The sequence below is a fragment of the Bradyrhizobium sp. 153 genome (assembly GCF_023073835.1).
Lineage (GTDB): Bacteria > Pseudomonadota > Alphaproteobacteria > Rhizobiales > Xanthobacteraceae > Bradyrhizobium.
Genome location: NZ_JADPKH010000083.1, coordinates 339599 through 358547 on the forward strand (window position 1 = coordinate 339599; position 18949 = coordinate 358547).

Sequence of the window (18949 nt, forward strand, 5' to 3'; positions counted from 1 at the left end):
GAAGTCGGAGGAAGCGTGCAAGGAAACGCGGTCATGGCTGCGTTGCGTGAGCGCCTCTCCGTGTCCCGGACGTGGCGCAAACGTGTAACGTTGCGACGCAGAGCCGGGACACAGAACTCGCACGGCGGAGGCTGGTACCATGGCCCCGGCTCAGGAGCGCACCGCCGAAGGGGCGCAGCGCTGCGTCCGGGGCACGAGAGCTGTGCGCGGTGCGCTACATCTCCTCCCGCCCCAATTCGAACGGATCCTCGCCCCTCACCCGTTTCTTCCTTTTCGAGCGCTGCCAGACCACGCCAGGAAAGCCCTTCAGCGGCACCAGCGGCTCGCCGGCATAGGCCCATTCCTGCAGCTCTTCGATGGCGATGTGATAGAGCGGCTGGCGGCCGGTGCGCTCGTTGAACAGCGCGCGGGGGATATTGACCATGTGCGGCCCGCGCGGGCGCTCATAAGCGATCGGCGTGCCGCAATGCGAGCAGAAGCTGCGGGTGGTCTTCGTGGCCTTGTCTTCGTAACGCGTGAGCGCAGTCTTGCCAGCGGTGATGCGAAAGCGCTTCTTCCAGCTCCCGACATAGGTCGCGTAGGCCGCGCCATGGGCGCGGCGGCTGGCGGCGGAATGATCATGCCAGGCCCAGCGCGCAGGCACGTCGATCTCGAAGCTGACCTTGCCGCAGAGACATTGCCCGGTGGCAATTCCTGCGGCGGCGGCGGCTTTGGCCATGGGGATTCTCTCCGTCGTCATTGCGAGGACGAGAATACACGATTGTCATTCCGGGGCGCGACGAAGTCGCGAGCCCGAATCCATCGGGCGGCACGCCAGGATGCGACATGGATTCCCGGCTCGAGGCGTTGCGTCGCCCCGGAATGACGGAAACAGTTCAGGCCGGCGTCAGTTCGTCATACGCCGGATAATCCGTGTACCCCTTCTCCTCCCCACCGTAGAACGTCGCACGATTGTACGGCGTGATCGGGAAGCCGTGCCGAAGACGCCGCGGCAGGTCGGGGTTGGAGATGAAGATGCGACCGAAGGCGATGATGTCGGCATATCCGTCGGCGACCGCGGCATTCGCGCTCTCGCCGGTGAAGCCGCCGGCGGTCATCAGCACGCCGCTGTAGAGCGGGCGGAACAGCACCATCGCGGAGGGCACGTTCTCCCAATGCACGTCGGCGCGGCCGGCGCCGCTGGAACGCGGCTCGATGAAGTGCAAATAGGCAAGACCGAGCTTGTCGAGCGCCCTCACGACATGGCTATAGAGCGGCATCGGATCGGGCTCGCCGGAATCATTGGCGATGCCGTGAGGCGACAGCCGGACGGCGACGCGGTTCGCTCCCCAGACGTCGATCGCGGCCTGCGTCACTTCGAACAGCAGCCGCGCGCGGTTCTCGATCGATCCGCCATACTGATCAGTGCGCTGGTTGCTGCGCGATTGCAGGAACTGCTCGAGCAGATACCCGTTGGCGCCGTGGATCTCGACGCCGTCGAAGCCGGCGGCGAGCGCATTCTTGGCACCCTGCCGGAATGCCTCGACGATGCCCTTGACCTCTTCGGTCTCCAGCGCGCGCGGCGTCTCGTAGTCCGAAATCTTGCCGTCGGCGGTCATCGCCTTCATGCCTTCGGCCTTGATCGGGATCGCCGAGGCCGACACCGGCAGCGCGCCACCGTGGAAGGAGGAATGCGAGACGCGGCCGACATGCCAAAGCTGGAGGAAGATGATGCCGCCTTTGGCGTGCACGGCATCGACCACCTTGCGCCAGCCAGCGACTTGCGCCTCCGAATAGATGCCCGGCGTCGCCGGATTGCCGCGGCCGTGCGAGAGCACAGGGGAGGCTTCCGCGATGATCAAGCCGCCCGGCGTCGCGCGCTGGCCGTAATATTCGGCGTTGAGCGGCCACGGCGCGAAAGTTTCGCGCTCCGCCCGCATGCGCGTTAGCGGCGCCATCGCGACGCGATGCGCGAGCCTGTACGGACCGACCTGCAACGGTCGAAACAACGCCTCGAACTTCATGCTGGCCTCAAATGCTTCGGAAGGATGACGATCATATAGCGGGGCGGCTACCGGAAAGGTGCCGCCCCACGAAGGCAATATTCCTCCTTGCGAAAGGGAGGAGGGAAACTACGCCGTCTTGATCCAGACGGCCTTCACGTTGAGATATTCCTCGACGTGCTGCTTGCCCGACTCGCGGCCATAGCCGCTCATCTTGTAGCCGCCGAAGGGCACAGCCGGGTCCATCGCCTGGTAGCAGTTCACCCACACCGAGCCGGCGCGCAAACTCTTCGCTACCGCATGGGCCTTGCTGACGTCGCGGGTCCATAGGCCCGAGCCGAGGCCGAAAGTGGTGTTGTTGGCGCGCTTGACCAACTCATCCATGTCCTTGAACGCGATCGCGGAGATGACGGGACCGAAGATCTCCTCCTGCGCGATGCGCATGTTGTCCTGGACGCCCGCGAACACCGTGGGTGAGACGAAGAAGCCCTTCGACAGCGCGCCTTCGGTGACGCGTCCGCCGCCGGCGAGCGCCTTGGCGCCTTCCTTTTGGCCGATATCGAGGTAGCCGGTGACACGCTCCAATTGCTGCTCGGACACCAGTGGGCCGATCTGGGTGTTTGGATCGAGGCCGTTTCCGACTTGCAGCTTCTTGCCGAACTCCGCGACGCGGCCGACGAACTCCTCGTAGATCGACTGCTCGACGAACAGGCGCGTTCCGGCGCTGCAGATCTGCCCCGAATTGGCGAACACCGCCATCGCGGCGCCCGGCACCGCGGCATCGAGATCGGCATCCGCGAATACGATGTCCGGCGACTTGCCGCCGAGCTCGAGCGAGACGCGCTTGAGGTTGCCGGCCGACGCACGGATGATCGACTGGCCCGTGACATGCGAGCCGGTGAAGGCGACCTTGTCGACGTCATGGTGCGAGGCGAGCGCCGCGCCCGCGGTCTCGCCATAGCCGGGAACGACGTTGATGACGCCGGGCGGCACGCCCGCTTCCATCGCAAGCTCGGCGATGCGCAGCGAGGTCAGCGGCGCTTCTTCGGCAGGCTTGAGCACCACCGTGCAGCCGGTCGCGATCGCCGGACCGATCTTCCAGATCGTCGCCGTCAGCGGCCCGTTCCAGGGGATGATGGCGCCGACGACACCGACCGGCTCCTTCAGCGTGTAGGAGAAGATCTCGCCCGGCAGCGAGTTCTCGATGGTCTCGCCATGGATCGCGGTGGTTTGGCCGGCGTAGTAACGCAGCATGCCGATGGCGCGCAGGCGATAGGCGCGGGTCCGGCTGACCGGGGCCCCCATGTCGAGCGTGTCGAGTTGCGACAATTCGTCGAAATTCTTCTCGACGAGATCGGCGAGCTTGAGCAGTAGGTTCTGCCGCTCGAACGGCTTGACCTTGCTCCAGGGTCCTTCGAAGGCGCGGCGGGCCGCGGCGACCGCACGGTCGATGTCTTCCTTGTCCCCCTCGGCGACGGTTGCGAGCAGCTCGCCGGTGGCGGGATTGCGGGTTTCGAAGCGCTTGCCTGAGGCAGCGTCGACCCACTTCCCGTCGACCAGCATCTGCTTGTAGGACCCGTTCGCGAATGGATGGCGCGTGATCGGAATAGCCTGCGACACAGCCATGGCTGCACTCCCTGTCAGGTGATTGATTGGTTCGATCTGGGCGCGATCGTTCGTCCCACAAAATACAGCGGCGCCGGAGAGGCGTAAAGGCGGCGCGGAGCGAAGACCTCCCATGCCGAGTTGTGCAGGGTCGCACGAGACACGTGCTATAACGCGGCGGAACGCAACGTAGCTTCGCCGGAGGCCGCCATGTCACATCCCGCCATCATCAAAGACAACGTTGCCGTGATCACAGGAGGCGCGTCCGGGATCGGATTTGCCGCCGCCGCGGCGTTTGCGCGCACCGGCATGAAGCTGTGCATCGCCGATGTCGATCAGGTGCGGCTGGCCGAGGCCGCAACAAAACTCTCATCCATCGCAGGTGCTGCGAATGTGATGACGTTTGCCGCCGATGTCAGCAAGGCCGAGAGCGTGACGGAACTCGAACATGCCGTAGGCGAACGCTTCGGCGGCACCGATATCTTGATGAACAATGCCGGCATCCAGCCCGGCAGCACATTGTTCGCCGGGCCGGACAATTGGCAGCGCATCATCGGCGTCAACATGTGGGGCATCATCAACGGCTCGCGCATCTTCGCACCTGGCATGATCGCGCGCGGTAAACCAGGCCTCATCATCAACACCGGATCGAAGCAAGGCATCACCACCCCGCCGGGCGATCCCGCCTACAATGTCTCCAAGGCCGGCGTGAAAGCTTTTACGGAAGCGCTCCAGCACGAGCTGCGTAACACGAAGGACTGCCACATCACCGCGCATCTGCTCATCCCCGGTTTCGTCTTCACCGGCCTCACCGCGAAAGGCCGCACCGAGAAGCCCGCAGGCGCCTGGACGCCGGAGCAGACCGTCGACTTCATGCTGGCGCGGATCGAGGCCGGCGACTTCTACATCCTGTGCCCGGACAACGACGTGCCGCGCGCACTCGACGAGAAGCGCATGCTGTGGGCCGCCGGCGACATCATCGAGAACCGCCCGCCGCTGTCGCGGTGGCACCCGGATTACGCCGATGCGTTCAAGACGTTTGTGGAGGGCGACTGACTATCAGACCCTCATGCTGAGGAGCTGGAGCGCGACAGCACGGTGAGATCAGATAACCCGCTTACAGCGTCTCTTGCTTGTGCCCGCAATCCTTGCAGGCGTACTTGACGCGCGTCTGGCCCTTTTCCGCCTGCACCCGGTTCGGCGCGCCGCACTTGCCGCAGACGGCCTCGATGCGGGTGGTGCCCTGCTTGACGACGATGGTTCTCTTTTCCATCGATTCGCGGATCAGGCGCTCGGCCTCCTCACGCAACGATTGTTTCGACAATGCTCGTCTCCGCCTCTGGAAAGCGCGAGAGCCATATCGCACCTGCGTTCAAATCACAATCGGCAAAGCCTGCTCTGACCTGGACAACCAGGTAACAAGCCTCAGCATGTAAAGGATCTCGGCAACATATGAGCGCAACACCCGCCATCATGGTTCGACTGCATTTTGCGGGCGATGCCACGATTGTTGCAAATGACCGGAGATACGGCGGGGGCGGATGCTCAGCATCAGCCGCCGCCATACAGCGCTCCTCTTCCGCGCCTCTCTCCTCAAGCCGCCTTGGACACCTCCATCAGCAGCCGCTCGGCCTTGGCGTCCTCGATGCGGTTCACGAGGCGGCTGCTCTCGTGATTGTCGCGCACGGTCTTGGTCAGCGTGATGCAGGTCTGGATCAGCATGACGATGCCCATGGTGAGATAGCCCTTCATCCAGAGGTCGATCGGCAGGAAGAAGATGCCGATGCCGACGAGGAAAGCCGAGGCTGCGAAGGACGCGTAAGTGAAGCTCACCCAAGCGCTGCTGTGCGGCTGGCCGTTCTGGTTCATGGTGGTCTCCTGTTGTTCGAATGATGATTGGTTCGGGAAGTTGGGGTTGAGATCAGGCAGTCGGCATGCGCTTGGACTTCAGCCGCGCCAGCACATCGTCTGCCGTCGTCTTGAGCCGCGGGCCAAAGCCCTGTTCGGCGAGTCTCTCGGCAGTGGCGAGCGGACCGGTGGTCGCGTCGAGCTCCACCAGGGCATCGTCGGCGGCCTGGGCCTCCATCTGCCGCTCGCGCAAACGCCTCAACGTGCCCTCCGCCTCCGGCAGCGTGGATTCGTAGGGTCGTGCAGCCTCGATGCCACTGCGACGAAGCGAGCGCACCGCTTCCGATGCGCGGGCAATGCGGCGGCCGCGATCGAGCTCGGTGATGCGAGCCTGCGCGCTGGCGACATGGCGCTTCAACCGCACGATCTCGGTCGCGAACAGCGCGCGTGCCGTCATCAACGCATCGCGATCGGCCTCAAGGCTCGCGATGGCTTCCGCCGCGTCCTTGGCGAGGTCGTCGCGGCCACCGTCGAGCGCCGCAACGGCGCGGGTCTCGAGATCGGCGATGCGGGCATTCGTCGCTTCGAGCTTGCGGCCCTCCTGCTGGTCCTGCGCGATCGCCAGCGCCAGCGTGCGCTTGCTGCGCTCGACGGCCGCGGCCGCATCACGCATCTGCTGATCGAGGATGAGTAGGGCGGTCCGGTCTTCCAGCTCCTCGCCCGCAGCGGCCACGCTGCCGCGGAAAAGGGTCACCACGGTCTTGAACATTTGTTGCTCCCTGTTATGAGCGTTGCTCACATATGCTTTCTAGCATATCTTGAGCGTTGCTCAAGAAATTTATGAGCGACGCTCACGAACTTGGTAGGCGATGTCTAAGATCTTGGAACGTCGAGAGAAATTGCGATCAGACCTAGTTCTTGCGGCGGAACGAATGATCGCTGAACGGGGATTGGCTGGCCTGAAGACCCGGGATCTCGCCCGCGAGATCGGCTGCGCCAATGGCGCGGTCTACAATCTCGTCGCCGACGTCGACGAATTGATCCTGCGCGTCGGCTCGCGCACATTGCTTCGGCTCGACAAGGCGCTCAGCGCCGCTGAGAGCGCGGGCGAGCCATCGCCACAAGAAGCCCTGGTCCGCATCGCGATCGCCTATTGTGATTTTGCCGCGGAAAATCTCCAGCTCTGGCGCGCGCTGTTCGAGCACCGCATGGAGGCCGACAAGATCGTCCTGGACTGGTCGATCGAGGACCAGATGCAGCTGTTCCGCCACATCTACCAGCCGCTGTCCGCGCTGCTTCCAAAGCGCAGCCCGGAAGAACTGAGCATCACCGCGCGCAGCCTGTTCTCGGCGGTCCATGGCATGGTGGCGCTGGGGTTGGAACAGAAGCTGGTCGCCGTACCCCTGCCGGCGCTGCGCAAGGAAATCGCAGGCCTCGTACGCGCAATGCTGGTTGGGCTAGTCGCCCTCGCAGAGTAGAGGCAGCGGCGAAACCGTTGGCGGTGGCTGACTAAAATTTCGCCTGTCGCATCGCGATTGCCGCGCTTAGCCTTCACGGAGCCCTATCCCCTCGCCCCACCCCGGAGTTCTCTATGCCCCTCCTCGTCCGCGGCGGCACCGTCGTCAATCACGATTGTTCGCGCCGTGCTGACGTGCTGATCGACGGCGAGGCCATCGTCGCGGTCGGGGCCTCACTCGATGCACCCGCGGGCGCTGAAGTGATTGACGCCGGCGGCGCCTACGTCATCCCGGGCGGCATCGATCCGCATACCCATCTCGAAATGCCGTTCATGGGCACCGTCACCGCCGACGATTTCGAATCGGGAACCAAAGCGGCGCTCGCTGGCGGCACCACGATGGTGGTGGATTTCTGCCTGCCCGATCACGGCCAGTCGATGCTCGCGGCGTATCAGGACTGGCGCCGCAAATCCGAGAAGGCGGCCGCCGACTATGGTTTCCACATGGCGGTGACATCGTGGTCGAAGCAAATCCATGACGAGATGGAGACCGTGGTCAAAACCTACGGCATCAACACGTTCAAGCATTTCATGGCCTACAAGGGCGCGCTCATGGTGAACGATGACGAGCTCTACAACTCGTTCGCGCGCTGCGCTCATCTGGGCGCCATGCCGGTGGTCCATGCCGAGAACGGCGACGTCGTCGCCCTGATGCAAGAGGCGCTTATCGCACGCGGCGTCACCGGCCCCGAAGGCCACGCTTACTCGCGACCGCCGGAGGTCGAGGGCGAAGCCACCAACCGCGCGATCATGATCGCGGACATGACGGGCACGCCGGTCTACATCGTGCACACCAGCTGCCGCGAAGCGCATGAGGCGATTGCAAGGGCGCGCGCGGCCGGCAAGCGCGTCTATGGCGAACCGCTGATCCAGCACCTGTTGCTCGACGCCGGCGAGTACCAGAACAAGGACTGGGATCACTCCGCCCAGCGCGTGATGTCACCGCCGTTCCGCGACAGATCGCATCAGGACAGCCTGTGGGCCGGCCTGCAAGCCGGCTCGCTCCAGGTCGTCGCGACCGACCATTGCGCCTTCACCATTGCGCAGAAACGGTTCGGCCTCGGCGACTTCAGGAAGATCCCGAACGGCACCGGCGGGCTCGAAGACCGCCTTGCGCTGCTGTGGACCGCGGGCGTCGCCACCGGGCGGCTGACTAGGGAAGAATTCGTCGCGGTGACTTCGGCGAACATCGCCCGCATCCTCAACATTTATCCGCGGAAAGGCGCCGTCGCCGCCGGATCGGACGCCGACATCGTGGTGTGGGATCCCAAGGCAACCAGGACCATCAGTGCCAAGCGGCAGATGAGTCGGATCGATTACAACGTGTTCGAGGGCTTTTCCTGCACCGGCGGATCGGCCGCGACGTTGTCCCGTGGCCGCATCGTCTGGAAAGATGGCGATCTGCGCGCCAAGGCAGGCGACGGCCGTTATGTCGAGCGGCCGCCATTCTCGCCGGTGCATCTGGCCAATTCGACCTGGAAGAAGCTCACCGCCCCGCCCGCGGTCGAACGCGGCGCGGTGACGCCGTAACACTCCTCGCCGCGAGATCAGAGCTATCGCTTCTGCGGCAATGTCTCGGGCAACTACAGCTTGAATCTTGGAGAGGGCTTAGGAACGAACGTCCGGACGTCTCGTTGTCGCGTATCTTTCCTTCCAGAGCGCGAGCCCTCCATGTATCACCACGTCAAAAAGCTGATGTTCACCGTGCGCGTCGACGAACCCGATCCGCGCTTCGGCAATATGCTCCTCGAGCAGTTCGGCGGCGCCAATGGCGAACTCGCGGCCGCGATGCAATATTCGATTCAGGGGCTGAATTGCGAGGACCCCGACCGCAAAGACCTCTTGATGGATATCGGCACCGAAGAGCTTAGTCATCTCGAGGTCGTCGGCTGCCTGGCGCGGATGCATCTTGCGCCTTCAAAGAACGACCGTCAGGCGGCGGAAGCCGATCCGCTCATTGCAATTGCCGGCGGCGGTGGCGTCAATCTGTTCAATTCGCAGGGGAATCCCTGGACCGCCGACTATCTCAAGATCACCGGCGAGCTCGACGTCGACCTGCGCAGCAACATCGCCGCCGAAGCGCGAGCCAAGATCGTCTACGAGCGTCTGATCAATTTCTGCGACGACGCCGGCAGCAAAGACGCACTACAATTCCTGATGACGCGAGAGATTACGCATATGAAGGCGTTCGCGCGCGCACTCGAAAGCCTGTCCAAACCGGCCTTCAGTGTCGGCCGGATTGCTCCGACGCCTGGCCTCGTGAACCAGTACTTCAACGACTCCACCGGCAGCGGTGACCACGGCGAAATCGACACCCGCGGTCCGTGGAACGAAGGCGAAGACTGGGTGTTCACCGAGTCCCCGGCACTGCAGTCCGCGGAGCCCGGCGCTGCCACATCGATCGTCACGGAGAGCTCGCCGCCCGTCGACGAAGCCGGCCTGACCGATCTTCTGCTTCACGAGCTGCGTGACATTCTCCATGCCGAGAAGCAGTTGACCAAGGCGCTTCCGAAGATGGCGCAGGCCGCGCGTTTCGATCAGTTGCGGGAACTGTTCGAGCAGCATCTCGCCGAGACCGAGAACCAGGTCGAACGCATCAACGAATGCTTCGAGCTCCTCGGCGAGAACGCTCGGGCCAAGCCTTGCAAAGGCATGATGGGGCTGATCGAGGAAGGCCAGGAGGTCATGAAGGAAGGCGAAGAGAAGGAAGACGCAGCCGCCGACCTCGCGCTGATCTCAGCGGCTCAACGCGTCGAACATTACGAGATGTCCGGCTATACCACGGCACGCAATCTGGCCCAGCAGCTCCGTCACAGCGCGGTCGTCGCTTTGCTCTCGAAATCGCTCGCCGAAGAAGAGAATGCCGATCTCCTGCTCAATCAGGTGGCGCGGTCGCTGATGTCGGTGGCGAAGATGCCCGCCGCACTGGAGCAGGCCGAATAGGAAGCCAGCCCAACGCGTGTGCGCACTGAGTTCAACCGCCCCCTCTACGGGGGCGGTACGCGCTGCTCCTCGTACTGCGCTGGCTGACTGGCTGTTCTTTGGCGAGTGGATCGCGCCGTCGATGACGCTCTTGACGATCGAACTGCTTACGTGCCGGTGCTGTTCAACTATGCCGCAATCGACCCTGCGCCGAACCGATCTTCTTGCGCAACCGCGAGCGGATTTCGACGCCTTCTGCACCAGCCGCCCGCAACAGGGTGGCACCAGGATGGGCTTGGCGATGGCACTCGCGGTAATGGCGAGCCATGGCGATCCGGCTCAAGCCGGCCGACCAGGGCCGCGGCTTTCGAACTTCAATTCCCAGTCGCCTATTCCCTGTAGCCTAGATGGCGAACACCCAGGCGGCGACGATGGTGCCGATGGTGACCAGACCGGCGATGGTCCAGCCGGCGGCATATTCCAGCTCCGGATGACCGGTCGCCCGCATGATCTCTGCCGGATCGGCGGTATGCTTCTCTGCCATGACGGCCTCGCACATTACTCCCCGCGTCCTATGTAAGTCGCATCAGCCGCAATTAGGTTCCATCACGGACGTGCGAGGAATGACGCAGCTAGGCTTGTTCGCAGAACCGCAGGAAGGGCCCGCTGGGCTTCGCTACACGGACGATTTTATCGAGGCGGCCAACGAGCAGGCCTTGATCGGCCGCATCGCGGCATTGCCGCTCCAGCGCTTCCAGTTCGGCGTCTTCGAGGGCAATCGCCGGGTGGCCTCGTTCGGCTATCGCTACGACTACTCCCTGCAACGACTGGCCGAGGCGGAGCCAATCCCGGACTGGGTGGCGCCCGTCGCGCGCCAGGTCGAGGCGTGGGCGGGTCTGCCGTCGGGCGACATCCGGCAGGTGCTCTGCACCGAATATGAGGTTGGCGTCGGCATCGGTTGGCACCGCGACAAGCCGCATTTCGACAAGGTCCTCGGCCTGTCGCTCGGCGCGCCCTGCAAATTCCGCTTTCGCCGCCGCAACGGCGACCGATGGGAGCGTCACACGCTCGAAGCCATGCCGCGCTCGCTCTACATGATGGACGGCGAGGCACGGTCGCAATGGGAGCACAGCATTCCGCCAGTCGAGGCGCGCCGCTATTCGATCACCTTCCGGACCATGAAGCGGGCCTGACGGGCGGTCCAAAACAAAAACTGCGAAAACAACCCCATGCACAGTAGAAAGCCGTTTCCGGCTCGAGGCTTTGCGGCGCTGGGCAACGGCTTGACAGATCGAGATAAAACGGCTGCGCCGCGCAATCGTCCCGCGGCCCGCCAACTTGCGTGCCAAGAGCGGCTGCAGGCCGGGCTGGATGCCCGTCCCGTGCCGACCGAGGTGCCGTGAAATCGCCTCAAGCCGAGCCAACTAATGGGGCGAATTGAATAGACAGGCCAAACCGGCAAGCCAATATGAGGCACGCAAGGCCGGCATCACCATGAAGAATTATCTGGCATTTTTCCTAACTCTGACCATGACCTCGGCCTCCGCGCACGGACCCTTGCCGGCGCGGCTGTCGCCGCCGTCCGATCTCGTCCAAGTGGGCCTCACCGACTCCGACACGACCGCCGGCGGCACCGCGCGGCTGTGCGAGCAGGTTACCTTCTCGCGCGGTTTGCGCTATGGCGAGAGCGAGGCCAATGTGCTCGACGTCGCGACCAGCGCGACCAAGGCGGATACCCCGCGGCCGGTGCTGCTGTTCGTGGCCGGCGACTCCTTCACCGGCGACCGCGCCGCGCCGGAGCTGGCTCGCCAGATCCAGGACCAGGCGATGTGCTTTGCCGCGCGCAATGACATGATCGGGGTCCGCGTGGGCTATCGCCTGGCGCCCGGCGCGACCTGGCCCGCCGGCGCGAGCGACGTGGCGGCGGCGCTGTCCTGGGTCCACGGCAATATCGACCTGTTCAACGGCGATGCCCGCGAGATCGTCGCGGTCGGCTACGGCGCCGGCGCCTTCCATGTCGCCACCCTGCTGGCGCATCCCGAGCTTCAGGCCGACCGCGCCGATGTGGCCGCCGTGATCCTGGTGTCCGGCATCTACCGTGCGGGCAAGGACGCCAGCGACAGCGAGAAGGCGTATCTCGGCAGCGACGCCAGCCAATATAACAAGCGCTCGGTCTTCCCCGGCATCCTCAATGTCGACGTGCCGATCGTGCTGGCCTGGGCCGCGGACGATTCCGCCGGTGTTGTGGCGCAGGGCGAGACCCTGAAGAAGACGCTCTGCGGCGCCGGCCATTGCCCTCGCAGCGCGCTGCTGCGCAGCCGCGACGGCATCGCGAGCGCCTTCGGCCTCGACGGCTCCGGCGACAGCCTCGCCGAGCCGACGCTGCTGCTGGTGCATCAGCTCGAGGCGCGGGGACTGCCGTAGAGGGCGTGACAGCAGGGCTGCCATTTCATTCGGTCCCTGCGCTGCGTTGAAGCGGGCGATCAAGCCATGCGATCGCCAAACGCTTGACCTACACCAACCAGCCTTGGTGGGGATCGAGCCGACCTCTCCGGGGCCAACGTCGAGGTGCCGACCATGCGCGTCACCGGCAGACTATCCTTCGTTTTGATCGTCGCCTACGCCTCCCTCGGGGCGATGTCGCAGCAACGTGCGGAGCAACCCACGACCGACAAGGAAATCCGCATCGGCAATGTCATGCCGTATTCGGGATCGCTGTCGGAGTTCGGCGCCATCGGCCAGGCGGAGGCCGCCTATTTCGACATGATCAACGCGCGCGGCGGCATCAACGGCCGCAAGATCCGCTTCATCTCGCGCGACGACAATTCCGATCCGGCGACTGCGCTGGAGCTGACGCGCAACCTGGTCGAGACCGACGATGTGCACTTGATGTTTGGGTCGTTCGGCACGCCCGGCAATCTCGCCACGCGCTGGTATCTGAACGAGAAGAAGATCCCGCAATTGTTCGTCGCCTCCGGCGACGAGGAGCTGAGCCAGCCAAGCGCGTTTCCCTGGACCATGGGCTGGCAGCCGTCGTTCCGGTCGGAGGGGCGCATCTACGCCAACTACATCCAAGCCTATTATCCCCGGAAGAAGATCGTGGTGCTCTGGCAGAACGACCAGTTCGGGCGCATGCTCTACAAGGGCGTCCAGGAGGGCCTTGGCGATTTGAACCGTCATGTCCTCGTCGACATCGCCTTCGACATTGCCGACGAGCATCTCGAGGGGCACGTCTCGATTCTCAAGCGCGCGGGCGCCGACATCTTCGTCTTTCTCGGCGTGCCGTCGACGGCCTCCAAGGTGATCAAGCTGGCGGCCTCATTTAATTGGCATCCGGTGTTCATCGTAAACGATGCCTCCGCCTCGATCGCCAATGCAATGGCGCCAGCGGGCCTGGAGAACTCCGCCGGCGTGATCTCCGCGGCCTTTCTGAAGGATCCGAGCGATCCCGCATGGAAGGACGATTCCGCCATGAAGGAATGGTTTGCCTTCATGGACAAATACCATCAAGTCGAAAGCACGAACAACAGCGCGGCCGTCTTTGGCTACGCCGCGGCCGAGGCGCTGACGCTCGTCCTGAAGCAATGCGGCGACGACTTCTCGCGCGAGAACATCATGCGTCAGGCGGCGTCGATTAGGGGTCATCACCCCTCCGTTGCGCTGCCCGACATCAGGATGAATACCTCGCCCAATAGCTATCTGCCGATCAAGCAGATGCGGCTCGTCCAGTTCGACGGCCGCTCCTGGCAGCCTTTTGGCGACGTGATCGAGACCGCCTTCACGGAAGGCGCGGCGCGGTGAGCTCACGCGCACCGCTGGGCTACCCATCCCCGCAGAAGGCAGGCCTATCGCATATGATCTTGGCGGCAGCCACAGCGCGCGCCTCGACCGCTTCATAATCGCTCTGCGTTTTATGAGAGTCGCAACAGGCACCTTTTCGTTTGATCGCGAATGCTTAAGATCGGCGCCTTCCTGCATCCGCTCCGCCGGGAGAGACCCATGACCGAGACTATCCGCATCAGGCGCTTCCATGCGCGGCCGGTGATCGTGCCGATGAACCTGCCGCTCCAGACCTCGACGGGGGCAATCGCAAAAGCGCCGCTGGTGCTGATCGACTGCGAGACCGACCAGGGCGTGCGCGGCCACGCCTATCTGTTCTCGATCACGCCGTCGGCCTTGAAGCCGTTGACCGCCATGGTCACGGAGATGTCAGACCTCGTCGCCGGCGACGAACTGCTGCCGTTCGAGATCGAGCGCAAGCTGTCCCAGCGCTTCACGCTGCTGGGCCTCGCCGGCCTGCAACGGCTGGCGCAATCCGGCATCGACATGGCGGCCTGGGACGCTCTCGCGCGCACACGCGGCCTGCCGCTGGCCCGCCTGCTCGGCGGCGCGCCGAAGCCGGTCAAGGCCTACAATTCGAAGGGGCTCGGCCTCATGCCTGCAGGCGCGGCGGTGGATGAAGCGCACAAGCTGCTGGCCGAGGGTTTTCGGGCGGCAAAGATCCGCGTCGGCCGGCCCGATGCGCGGGAGGATCTCGCCGTCGTGCGCGCGGTGCGCAAGGCCGTCGGCGATCAGGTGACGCTGATGTGCGACTACAATCAGGCGCTGACGGTCACGGAAGCCATCCGCCGCGGCGAGATGCTCGACGACGAGAGCTTGAGCTGGATCGAGGAGCCGATCCGCCACGACGACTATTCGGGCTGCGCCCGCATTGCGGACGCGCTGCATACGCCGGTCCAGATCGGCGAGAACTTCGACAGCGCATTTGCGATGCAGTCGGCACTCTCCGCAGAAGCCTGCGACTACGTGATGCCCGACGTCCAGCGCATCGGCGGCGTCACCGGCTGGCTGCGCGCTGCCTCGCTGGCACACGCCGCCGGCATCGAGATATCGACGCATCTGTTCTCGGAAGTCAGCGCGCACCTCTTGTGCGTGACGCCGACCGCACATTGGCTGGAATATGTCGACTGGGCGGACGCGGTGCTGTCGACGCGCCTCGCGATCAAGGACGGCTTTGCGTTGCCGAGCGAGGAGCCCGGCAACGGGATTGCGTGGGACGAGGCGGCAGTCACCAAATATCTCGTCAGCTAATCGCGCCTACCGCGGGTAACGGCGCTCGGCGGCGAGATCGAGCTTGCGAAAGTCGGCGGGCTGCCCTTCGCGCGAATTCAACTAAGAGCTCGGGTCGTCGCCCTCAAGGGCGATCCCTTGATGCTGGAGAATATCTTCGTGGACGAGTGATGTTCATCTCCGAGGTCGAGTTAGCCGATGCCGCATTCCGCGATCAGGACCCAGATCGACTTCAGGGACGTCAACGGCGCGCACGTCGTCGCCGCTGGTTCACCTGGCTGATCTCGATGTGTGGAAGACGCGTCTGCGTGAGAGGCGCTCCCTTCACCGGCGCTCACCGGAGTCGCGCCGGTAGCGGAAGTCGCAATGATCGGCGCCTTGCATGATGGTCTGCGTGCGCGTGAGCGTGATGTCAGGGCCGAAGCCATCTGCTGTCGCAAAGTCGGCGGTGCAGATCAGGAGGAAGCCGAGCTCGGGCTCGCCGAGCGCCTTGTAGAACTCGGCATAGGCGCATCGTTTCACATCGAAGGCGAAGACGTCTTTCGACTGCTCGATGACGTCATAGGCGAGCGCGTCGCCGCGGGCATAGGTCTTGAAGGCGGACGCGACCGCCTGGCCGAGGTCTGTCTCGTCCTTGTTCAGGTTCTTCGATTTCCAGAATTCCTCGCCGAAGCCGCGATAGAGATCGCCGAGCGCCTTGCGCACCAGCGTGTTGGCGCGCGCCTCGCCGAGTTCGGCCTGCAATGCCTTGACCAGCGGCACCAGCACCTGCGCCTGGATTTTTGCCTGTTCGATGACGGACACGCTCATGGGCAGCCTCGCGTCTTGGATCAAGGCCGTAGATTTATGAGTGACGGTGAAGACCATCACCGCAGAGGATCTACGACTGCGGCAAGAATAGCCGCGATAGGGACGATTGGCTAACTTTCCGCAGGATAGACCAAGCTGCCGTCAGCCATGACGCGCCGCCGGATTCATCTCGGCCGGATTGACCTGCCCTGGTCCCAGAATGTGAAACACGGTTTCCCCGGCGGCGAGCAGATAATCGGTGATGATGCGTCGGTGACATCGCCACCACAATGTTTCCGCGCACATGATGGCGCAGCGCTGCGTCTGCCCGAGATCGCGCAAATGAGCGAGACCATGGTGAAAGGCCGCGCTCATGGCATGGTCCGCATAATTGTGAAAGCTGCCGTTCTGCCAGAAAGCATTGGTCTCGCGCGGCACCTCGCGCTTGCGGCTGCGCAGGCCGCCGAGCGAGGCGATATGCTCGTAGCCGATCGAAACGGCCGCGAGCGACTGCGGCAGCGTGTCGCGATTATACTGCGGATTGGTGCGCGAGCGGGGAACGGTGCGAACGTCGGCCAGATATGTGATCGAGCTGCCTCGGAGCAACTCGACGAATTCCCCAATCGAACGCGTGGCATGGCCGATGGTGAAGAAGGGATGAGCCATGGGGATGCCTTGCTCACCTCACGTTCGTCAGCTCTGCAACAATCGCAACGCCTTGCCCTTGTGCAGGGCGACGTGATCGGTCTGGTCGCTCTTGATCTCGTATTGCGGATCGTCCGGCGTAGCGTGTGGACGTAGCCCTTGTAGTCGACGTCCTCGGTGTGCGCGCGCAGGATACGGCCGCGCACGCGGCCGGCCTCCGAATTCCAACTGACGTGATCGCCGCGCTTGAAGGTTTTCGGCATGGCGGACCAATATCGATGGCATCGGACTGTTCCAAGGACACCCCAGCCCGTCTACGCTTCGCGTTAGGATACGTTGAATCGTGGCTTGCCGAGCCGTAGCTCGCGGCGATAAGCCCGCCTGCGCCCTTGGGGCTTCGGCGTGGCATCCTTCTCTCGCTTCGCGAGCGAAGGATGGTGGGCACGACAGGGATCGAACCTGTGACCCCTACCATGTCAAGGTAGTGCTCTCCCGCTGAGCTACGTGCCCTAGAGGTCGTCTAGATCGGGTGGGGTCCCTATAACGGCTCAGGGGAGCCTGTGCAAGGACGGAAGGGGGCCGATTCAGGCCGCCAGCATCTTGTTCACTTCACTGACCAATTCGCGCAGATGGACGGGTTTGGACAGCACCTTGGCATTCTTGGGGGCGTCCGAATCCGAGTTCAGGGCGACCGCGGCGAAGCCGGTGATGAACATGATCTTGATGTCGGGGTCGAGTTCCGAGGCGCGGCGGGCGAGCTCGATGCCGTCCATCTCCGGCATCACGATGTCGGTCAGCAGCATCTCGAACGGTTCTTCCCGCAACCGCTGATAGGCGGCCATGCCGTTGTCGTGGGACGAGACCTGAAAACCGGCGTTTTCCAGCGCCTTGACCAGGAAGCGGCGCATGTCGTTGTCGTCTTCGGCGAGCAGTATCTTTGGCATGGCAGGAAACGTCGAATCCCCAGAGGATATCAGCAGAGGTCACTAAGCCCGACAGAGGGTAAATTTGGGGTGAAAATCTTAACCCTGAGACGGCTGCCACTGCCGGTCCCTTGTGAACCGGAATGCAGTTCGAATCAATCGAGCCGCCACCGCATCCCCGCCTCCCTGCCCGCACGGTTAAGACGTGTTCCAACGTCCATCGCATCTTTTCGCTTGGCAGAATGGTTGCGATTCCGGACAATGACGACACATAAGAGCCGCTCGATCGGCCGAATCAATGCGATCTGGACCACGCCAGATCCCGGCGCGAAGGGACGAAGCCTGAGAAGATGACCCGGTTTGACGGCGCGACGTCGCCAGCCTTCGAGATCGTGGAGCCCGCGCAATGGCGTGCCCCGGTCATCTTCAACTCGCCCCATTCCGGCTCGACCTATCCGGACGAATTCCTCAGCGCCTCCAGGATCGACCTGCCGACGCTGCGGCGGTCCGAAGATTCCTTCATGGACGAGCTGATCGGCCATTTGAGCGATCGCGGCTTTCCCACCGTGCGGGTCAACTTTCCCCGCTCCTATGTCGACGTCAACCGCGAGCCCTATGAGCTCGACCCGCGCATGTTCACCGGCCGTCTGCCGAGCTTTGCCAATACCCGCTCGATGCGGGTCGCTGGGGGCCTCGGCACCATTCCGCGCGTGGTCGGTGACGGACAGGAGATCTACCGCGACCGCATCCTGGTCGACGACGCGCTGGGGCGCATCGAGACGCTGTATAAGCCCTACCACCGCGCGCTGCGTCGGCTGATCAACAAGGTACACCAGATGTTCGGCACCGTGGTGCTGGTCGACTGCCACTCGATGCCATCGGTCGGCGTCTCCCGCGACGAGCCGCGCCGGCCCGACATCGTGATCGGCGACCGCTATGGCACGAGCTGCACGCCGCTGCTTCCCGACCGCATCGAGGAGACCATGACGGGGCTCGGCTATTCGATCGGCCGCAACAAGCCCTATGCCGGCGGCTTCATCACCGAGCATTACGGCAACCCCGCAAGCGGCTTGCATGCGGTGCAGCTCGAGCTCAATCGCGCGATCTACATGGACGAACGGCGGCGCGAGCGCGGTCCGCGCTTTGCGCAAGTCGCAAGCGACTTCGCCATCCTCGCCGACGTGCTGGCGGCCACGATCCCGTTCGGCGATCTCGGCCCGTTCCAGGCCGCAGCGGAATAGGCTTGGATTTTTCCCCGAACGATCCGTGCCATGAGCAACGGCGCGCGCGTTTCGCTGCGCAGCGCCGCGCGCTGAAAACGAAAGCAGACCCGGAAAGAAAAAAGGGCCGCTTCTGATGAAGAAGCGGCCCAAGTCTAGGGAGGAAACGCCCAAGGAGGGCAGCGGTAACGCAAAGCGCTACCGCACCGCAACAATATGCGACCGCGCCGCACAAAGTGCAAGGGCTTTTGAGCGATTTCCCATGCAAAACACACATGGCTCAGTTGCTTCTATGGAAACCCAGATTCACTTTCTTTAATAAGAGAATTCAATGGGTTGATAGATGTTTGCATACGAACGAGGCATGATTGGAACTAAGTTTTCAACGCTGTGATCGATATTTGGCCAAGAGATGACTGAGATAAGGCA

At 63.6% G+C, this 18949-nt stretch carries 19 protein-coding genes, 1 tRNA gene and 1 pseudogene; 9 read left to right on the forward strand and 12 right to left on the reverse strand.

From position 1 onward, the window contains the following. Positions 1–214: 214 nt before the first annotated feature. From IVA91_RS22245 to IVA91_RS22255, 3 genes are all read right to left on the reverse strand, one after another. The gene (locus tag IVA91_RS22245; RefSeq protein ID WP_247277658.1) at positions 215–718 is read right to left on the reverse strand and encodes a GFA family protein; all 504 of its coding nucleotides are present in this window, start codon (positions 716–718) and stop codon (positions 215–217) included. A gap of 157 nt (positions 719–875) precedes the next feature. Next, complete coding sequence (locus IVA91_RS22250; protein WP_247459121.1) at positions 876–2003, reverse strand: alkene reductase; 1128 nt, start codon at positions 2001–2003, stop codon at positions 876–878. A 108-nt stretch (positions 2004–2111) separates the two neighbouring features. After that, positions 2112–3608, reverse strand: a complete 1497-nt coding sequence (locus IVA91_RS22255) for an aldehyde dehydrogenase family protein (protein ID WP_247277660.1) — start codon at positions 3606–3608, stop codon at positions 2112–2114. A 189-nt stretch (positions 3609–3797) separates the two neighbouring features. Here IVA91_RS22255 and IVA91_RS22260 point away from each other — a divergent pair, with 189 nt between their 5' ends. Next, a complete protein-coding gene (locus tag IVA91_RS22260; RefSeq protein WP_247277661.1) occupies positions 3798–4643 on the forward strand; it encodes an SDR family NAD(P)-dependent oxidoreductase in 846 nt (281 codons plus the stop codon). 61 nt (positions 4644–4704) lie between these two features. Here the strand turns inward: IVA91_RS22260 and IVA91_RS22265 are convergent, their stop codons facing one another. The 3 genes from IVA91_RS22265 to IVA91_RS22275 form a co-directional block, all read right to left on the reverse strand. Next, positions 4705–4911, reverse strand: a complete 207-nt coding sequence (locus IVA91_RS22265) for a hypothetical protein (RefSeq protein ID WP_247277662.1) — start codon at positions 4909–4911, stop codon at positions 4705–4707. Between the two features lie 269 nt (positions 4912–5180). Beyond that, positions 5181–5456, reverse strand: a complete 276-nt coding sequence (locus IVA91_RS22270) for a YiaA/YiaB family inner membrane protein (protein ID WP_247277663.1) — start codon at positions 5454–5456, stop codon at positions 5181–5183. 52 nt (positions 5457–5508) lie between these two features. After that, on the reverse strand, positions 5509–6204 hold the full coding sequence (locus IVA91_RS22275) for a PspA/IM30 family protein (RefSeq protein ID WP_247277664.1): 696 nt from the start codon (positions 6202–6204) through the stop codon (positions 5509–5511). 100 nt (positions 6205–6304) lie between these two features. On the opposite strand from IVA91_RS22275, the gene IVA91_RS22280 reads away from it, so the two are divergent. The 3 genes from IVA91_RS22280 (at position 6305) to IVA91_RS22290 (ending at position 9894) form a co-directional block, all read left to right on the forward strand. Beyond that, positions 6305–6913 carry a TetR/AcrR family transcriptional regulator gene (locus IVA91_RS22280; RefSeq protein WP_247459122.1) on the forward strand — a complete coding sequence of 203 codons (609 nt, stop codon included), beginning with the start codon at positions 6305–6307 and terminating at the stop codon, positions 6911–6913. A 113-nt stretch (positions 6914–7026) separates the two neighbouring features. Further along, positions 7027–8481: a dihydropyrimidinase gene (gene hydA / locus IVA91_RS22285; RefSeq protein ID WP_247277666.1), complete on the forward strand. Its 1455-nt coding sequence runs from the start codon at positions 7027–7029 to the stop codon at positions 8479–8481. 141 nt (positions 8482–8622) lie between these two features. Next, complete coding sequence (locus IVA91_RS22290) at positions 8623–9894, forward strand: DUF892 family protein (RefSeq protein ID WP_247277667.1); 1272 nt, start codon at positions 8623–8625, stop codon at positions 9892–9894. Between the two features lie 382 nt (positions 9895–10276). Here IVA91_RS22290 and IVA91_RS22295 read toward each other — a convergent pair whose 3' ends face one another. After that, positions 10277–10417, reverse strand: coding sequence for a hypothetical protein (locus IVA91_RS22295; RefSeq protein ID WP_007597071.1), 141 nt, complete (start codon positions 10415–10417; stop codon positions 10277–10279). 79 nt (positions 10418–10496) lie between these two features. Between IVA91_RS22295 and IVA91_RS22300 the strand changes: the two genes are divergently transcribed. The 4 genes from IVA91_RS22300 to IVA91_RS22315 all read left to right on the forward strand — a co-directional run bounded on the left by IVA91_RS22300 (position 10497) and on the right by IVA91_RS22315 (position 14964). After that, entirely contained in the window at positions 10497–11066 is a 570-nt protein-coding gene (locus IVA91_RS22300; protein ID WP_247277668.1) for an alpha-ketoglutarate-dependent dioxygenase AlkB, read from the forward strand. 301 nt (positions 11067–11367) lie between these two features. Continuing rightward, positions 11368–12297, forward strand: coding sequence for a carboxylesterase family protein (locus tag IVA91_RS22305; RefSeq protein ID WP_346015515.1), 930 nt, complete (start codon positions 11368–11370; stop codon positions 12295–12297). A gap of 153 nt (positions 12298–12450) precedes the next feature. Beyond that, positions 12451–13674 carry an ABC transporter substrate-binding protein gene (locus IVA91_RS22310; protein WP_247459123.1) on the forward strand — a complete coding sequence of 408 codons (1224 nt, stop codon included), beginning with the start codon at positions 12451–12453 and terminating at the stop codon, positions 13672–13674. 198 nt (positions 13675–13872) lie between these two features. Continuing rightward, positions 13873–14964, forward strand: a complete 1092-nt coding sequence (locus tag IVA91_RS22315) for an enolase C-terminal domain-like protein (protein ID WP_247277671.1) — start codon at positions 13873–13875, stop codon at positions 14962–14964. A 303-nt stretch (positions 14965–15267) separates the two neighbouring features. Here IVA91_RS22315 and IVA91_RS22320 read toward each other — a convergent pair whose 3' ends face one another. From IVA91_RS22320 to IVA91_RS22340, 5 genes and pseudogenes are all read right to left on the reverse strand, one after another. Further along, a complete protein-coding gene (locus IVA91_RS22320) occupies positions 15268–15753 on the reverse strand; it encodes an L-2-amino-thiazoline-4-carboxylic acid hydrolase (RefSeq protein WP_247417104.1) in 486 nt (161 codons plus the stop codon). A 141-nt stretch (positions 15754–15894) separates the two neighbouring features. Next, positions 15895–16398, reverse strand: a complete 504-nt coding sequence (locus tag IVA91_RS22325; protein WP_346015513.1) for a DUF488 domain-containing protein — start codon at positions 16396–16398, stop codon at positions 15895–15897. A 27-nt stretch (positions 16399–16425) separates the two neighbouring features. Next, positions 16426–16640: pseudogene (locus tag IVA91_RS22330) on the reverse strand (DUF2945 domain-containing protein). 172 nt (positions 16641–16812) lie between these two features. After that, positions 16813–16887 (reverse strand) — tRNA-Val (locus IVA91_RS22335). A 74-nt stretch (positions 16888–16961) separates the two neighbouring features. After that, positions 16962–17321 (reverse strand): response regulator, encoded by a 360-nt coding sequence (locus tag IVA91_RS22340; RefSeq protein WP_007597092.1) that lies wholly within the window; start codon positions 17319–17321, stop codon positions 16962–16964. A gap of 329 nt (positions 17322–17650) precedes the next feature. Between IVA91_RS22340 and IVA91_RS22345 the strand changes: the two genes are divergently transcribed. Continuing rightward, the gene (locus IVA91_RS22345) at positions 17651–18541 is read left to right on the forward strand and encodes an N-formylglutamate amidohydrolase (RefSeq protein WP_247277673.1); all 891 of its coding nucleotides are present in this window, start codon (positions 17651–17653) and stop codon (positions 18539–18541) included. The last annotated feature ends 408 nt before the right edge of the window (positions 18542–18949 follow it).

What these genes read in the sequence shown, in the direction of transcription:
- IVA91_RS22245 (WP_247277658.1), bottom strand. Translation starts at nt 718, where the DNA reads ATGGCCAAAGCCGCCGCCGCCGCAGGAATTGCCACCGGGCAATGTCTC.
- IVA91_RS22250 (WP_247459121.1), bottom strand. Translation starts at nt 2,003, where the DNA reads ATGAAGTTCGAGGCGTTGTTTCGACCGTTGCAGGTCGGTCCGTACAGG.
- IVA91_RS22255 (WP_247277660.1), bottom strand. Translation starts at nt 3,608, where the DNA reads ATGGCTGTGTCGCAGGCTATTCCGATCACGCGCCATCCATTCGCGAAC.
- IVA91_RS22260 (WP_247277661.1), top strand. Translation starts at nt 3,798, where the DNA reads ATGTCACATCCCGCCATCATCAAAGACAACGTTGCCGTGATCACAGGA.
- IVA91_RS22270 (WP_247277663.1), bottom strand. Translation starts at nt 5,456, where the DNA reads ATGAACCAGAACGGCCAGCCGCACAGCAGCGCTTGGGTGAGCTTCACT.
- IVA91_RS22275 (WP_247277664.1), bottom strand. Translation starts at nt 6,204, where the DNA reads ATGTTCAAGACCGTGGTGACCCTTTTCCGCGGCAGCGTGGCCGCTGCG.
- IVA91_RS22280 (WP_247459122.1), top strand. Translation starts at nt 6,305, where the DNA reads ATGTCTAAGATCTTGGAACGTCGAGAGAAATTGCGATCAGACCTAGTT.
- hydA (WP_247277666.1), top strand. Translation starts at nt 7,027, where the DNA reads ATGCCCCTCCTCGTCCGCGGCGGCACCGTCGTCAATCACGATTGTTCG.
- IVA91_RS22290 (WP_247277667.1), top strand. Translation starts at nt 8,623, where the DNA reads ATGTATCACCACGTCAAAAAGCTGATGTTCACCGTGCGCGTCGACGAA.
- IVA91_RS22295 (WP_007597071.1), bottom strand. Translation starts at nt 10,417, where the DNA reads ATGGCAGAGAAGCATACCGCCGATCCGGCAGAGATCATGCGGGCGACC.
- IVA91_RS22300 (WP_247277668.1), top strand. Translation starts at nt 10,497, where the DNA reads ATGACGCAGCTAGGCTTGTTCGCAGAACCGCAGGAAGGGCCCGCTGGG.
- IVA91_RS22305 (WP_346015515.1), top strand. Translation starts at nt 11,368, where the DNA reads ATGAAGAATTATCTGGCATTTTTCCTAACTCTGACCATGACCTCGGCC.
- IVA91_RS22310 (WP_247459123.1), top strand. Translation starts at nt 12,451, where the DNA reads ATGCGCGTCACCGGCAGACTATCCTTCGTTTTGATCGTCGCCTACGCC.
- IVA91_RS22315 (WP_247277671.1), top strand. Translation starts at nt 13,873, where the DNA reads ATGACCGAGACTATCCGCATCAGGCGCTTCCATGCGCGGCCGGTGATC.
- IVA91_RS22320 (WP_247417104.1), bottom strand. Translation starts at nt 15,753, where the DNA reads ATGAGCGTGTCCGTCATCGAACAGGCAAAAATCCAGGCGCAGGTGCTG.
- IVA91_RS22325 (WP_346015513.1), bottom strand. Translation starts at nt 16,398, where the DNA reads ATGGCTCATCCCTTCTTCACCATCGGCCATGCCACGCGTTCGATTGGG.
- IVA91_RS22340 (WP_007597092.1), bottom strand. Translation starts at nt 17,321, where the DNA reads ATGCCAAAGATACTGCTCGCCGAAGACGACAACGACATGCGCCGCTTC.
- IVA91_RS22345 (WP_247277673.1), top strand. Translation starts at nt 17,651, where the DNA reads ATGACCCGGTTTGACGGCGCGACGTCGCCAGCCTTCGAGATCGTGGAG.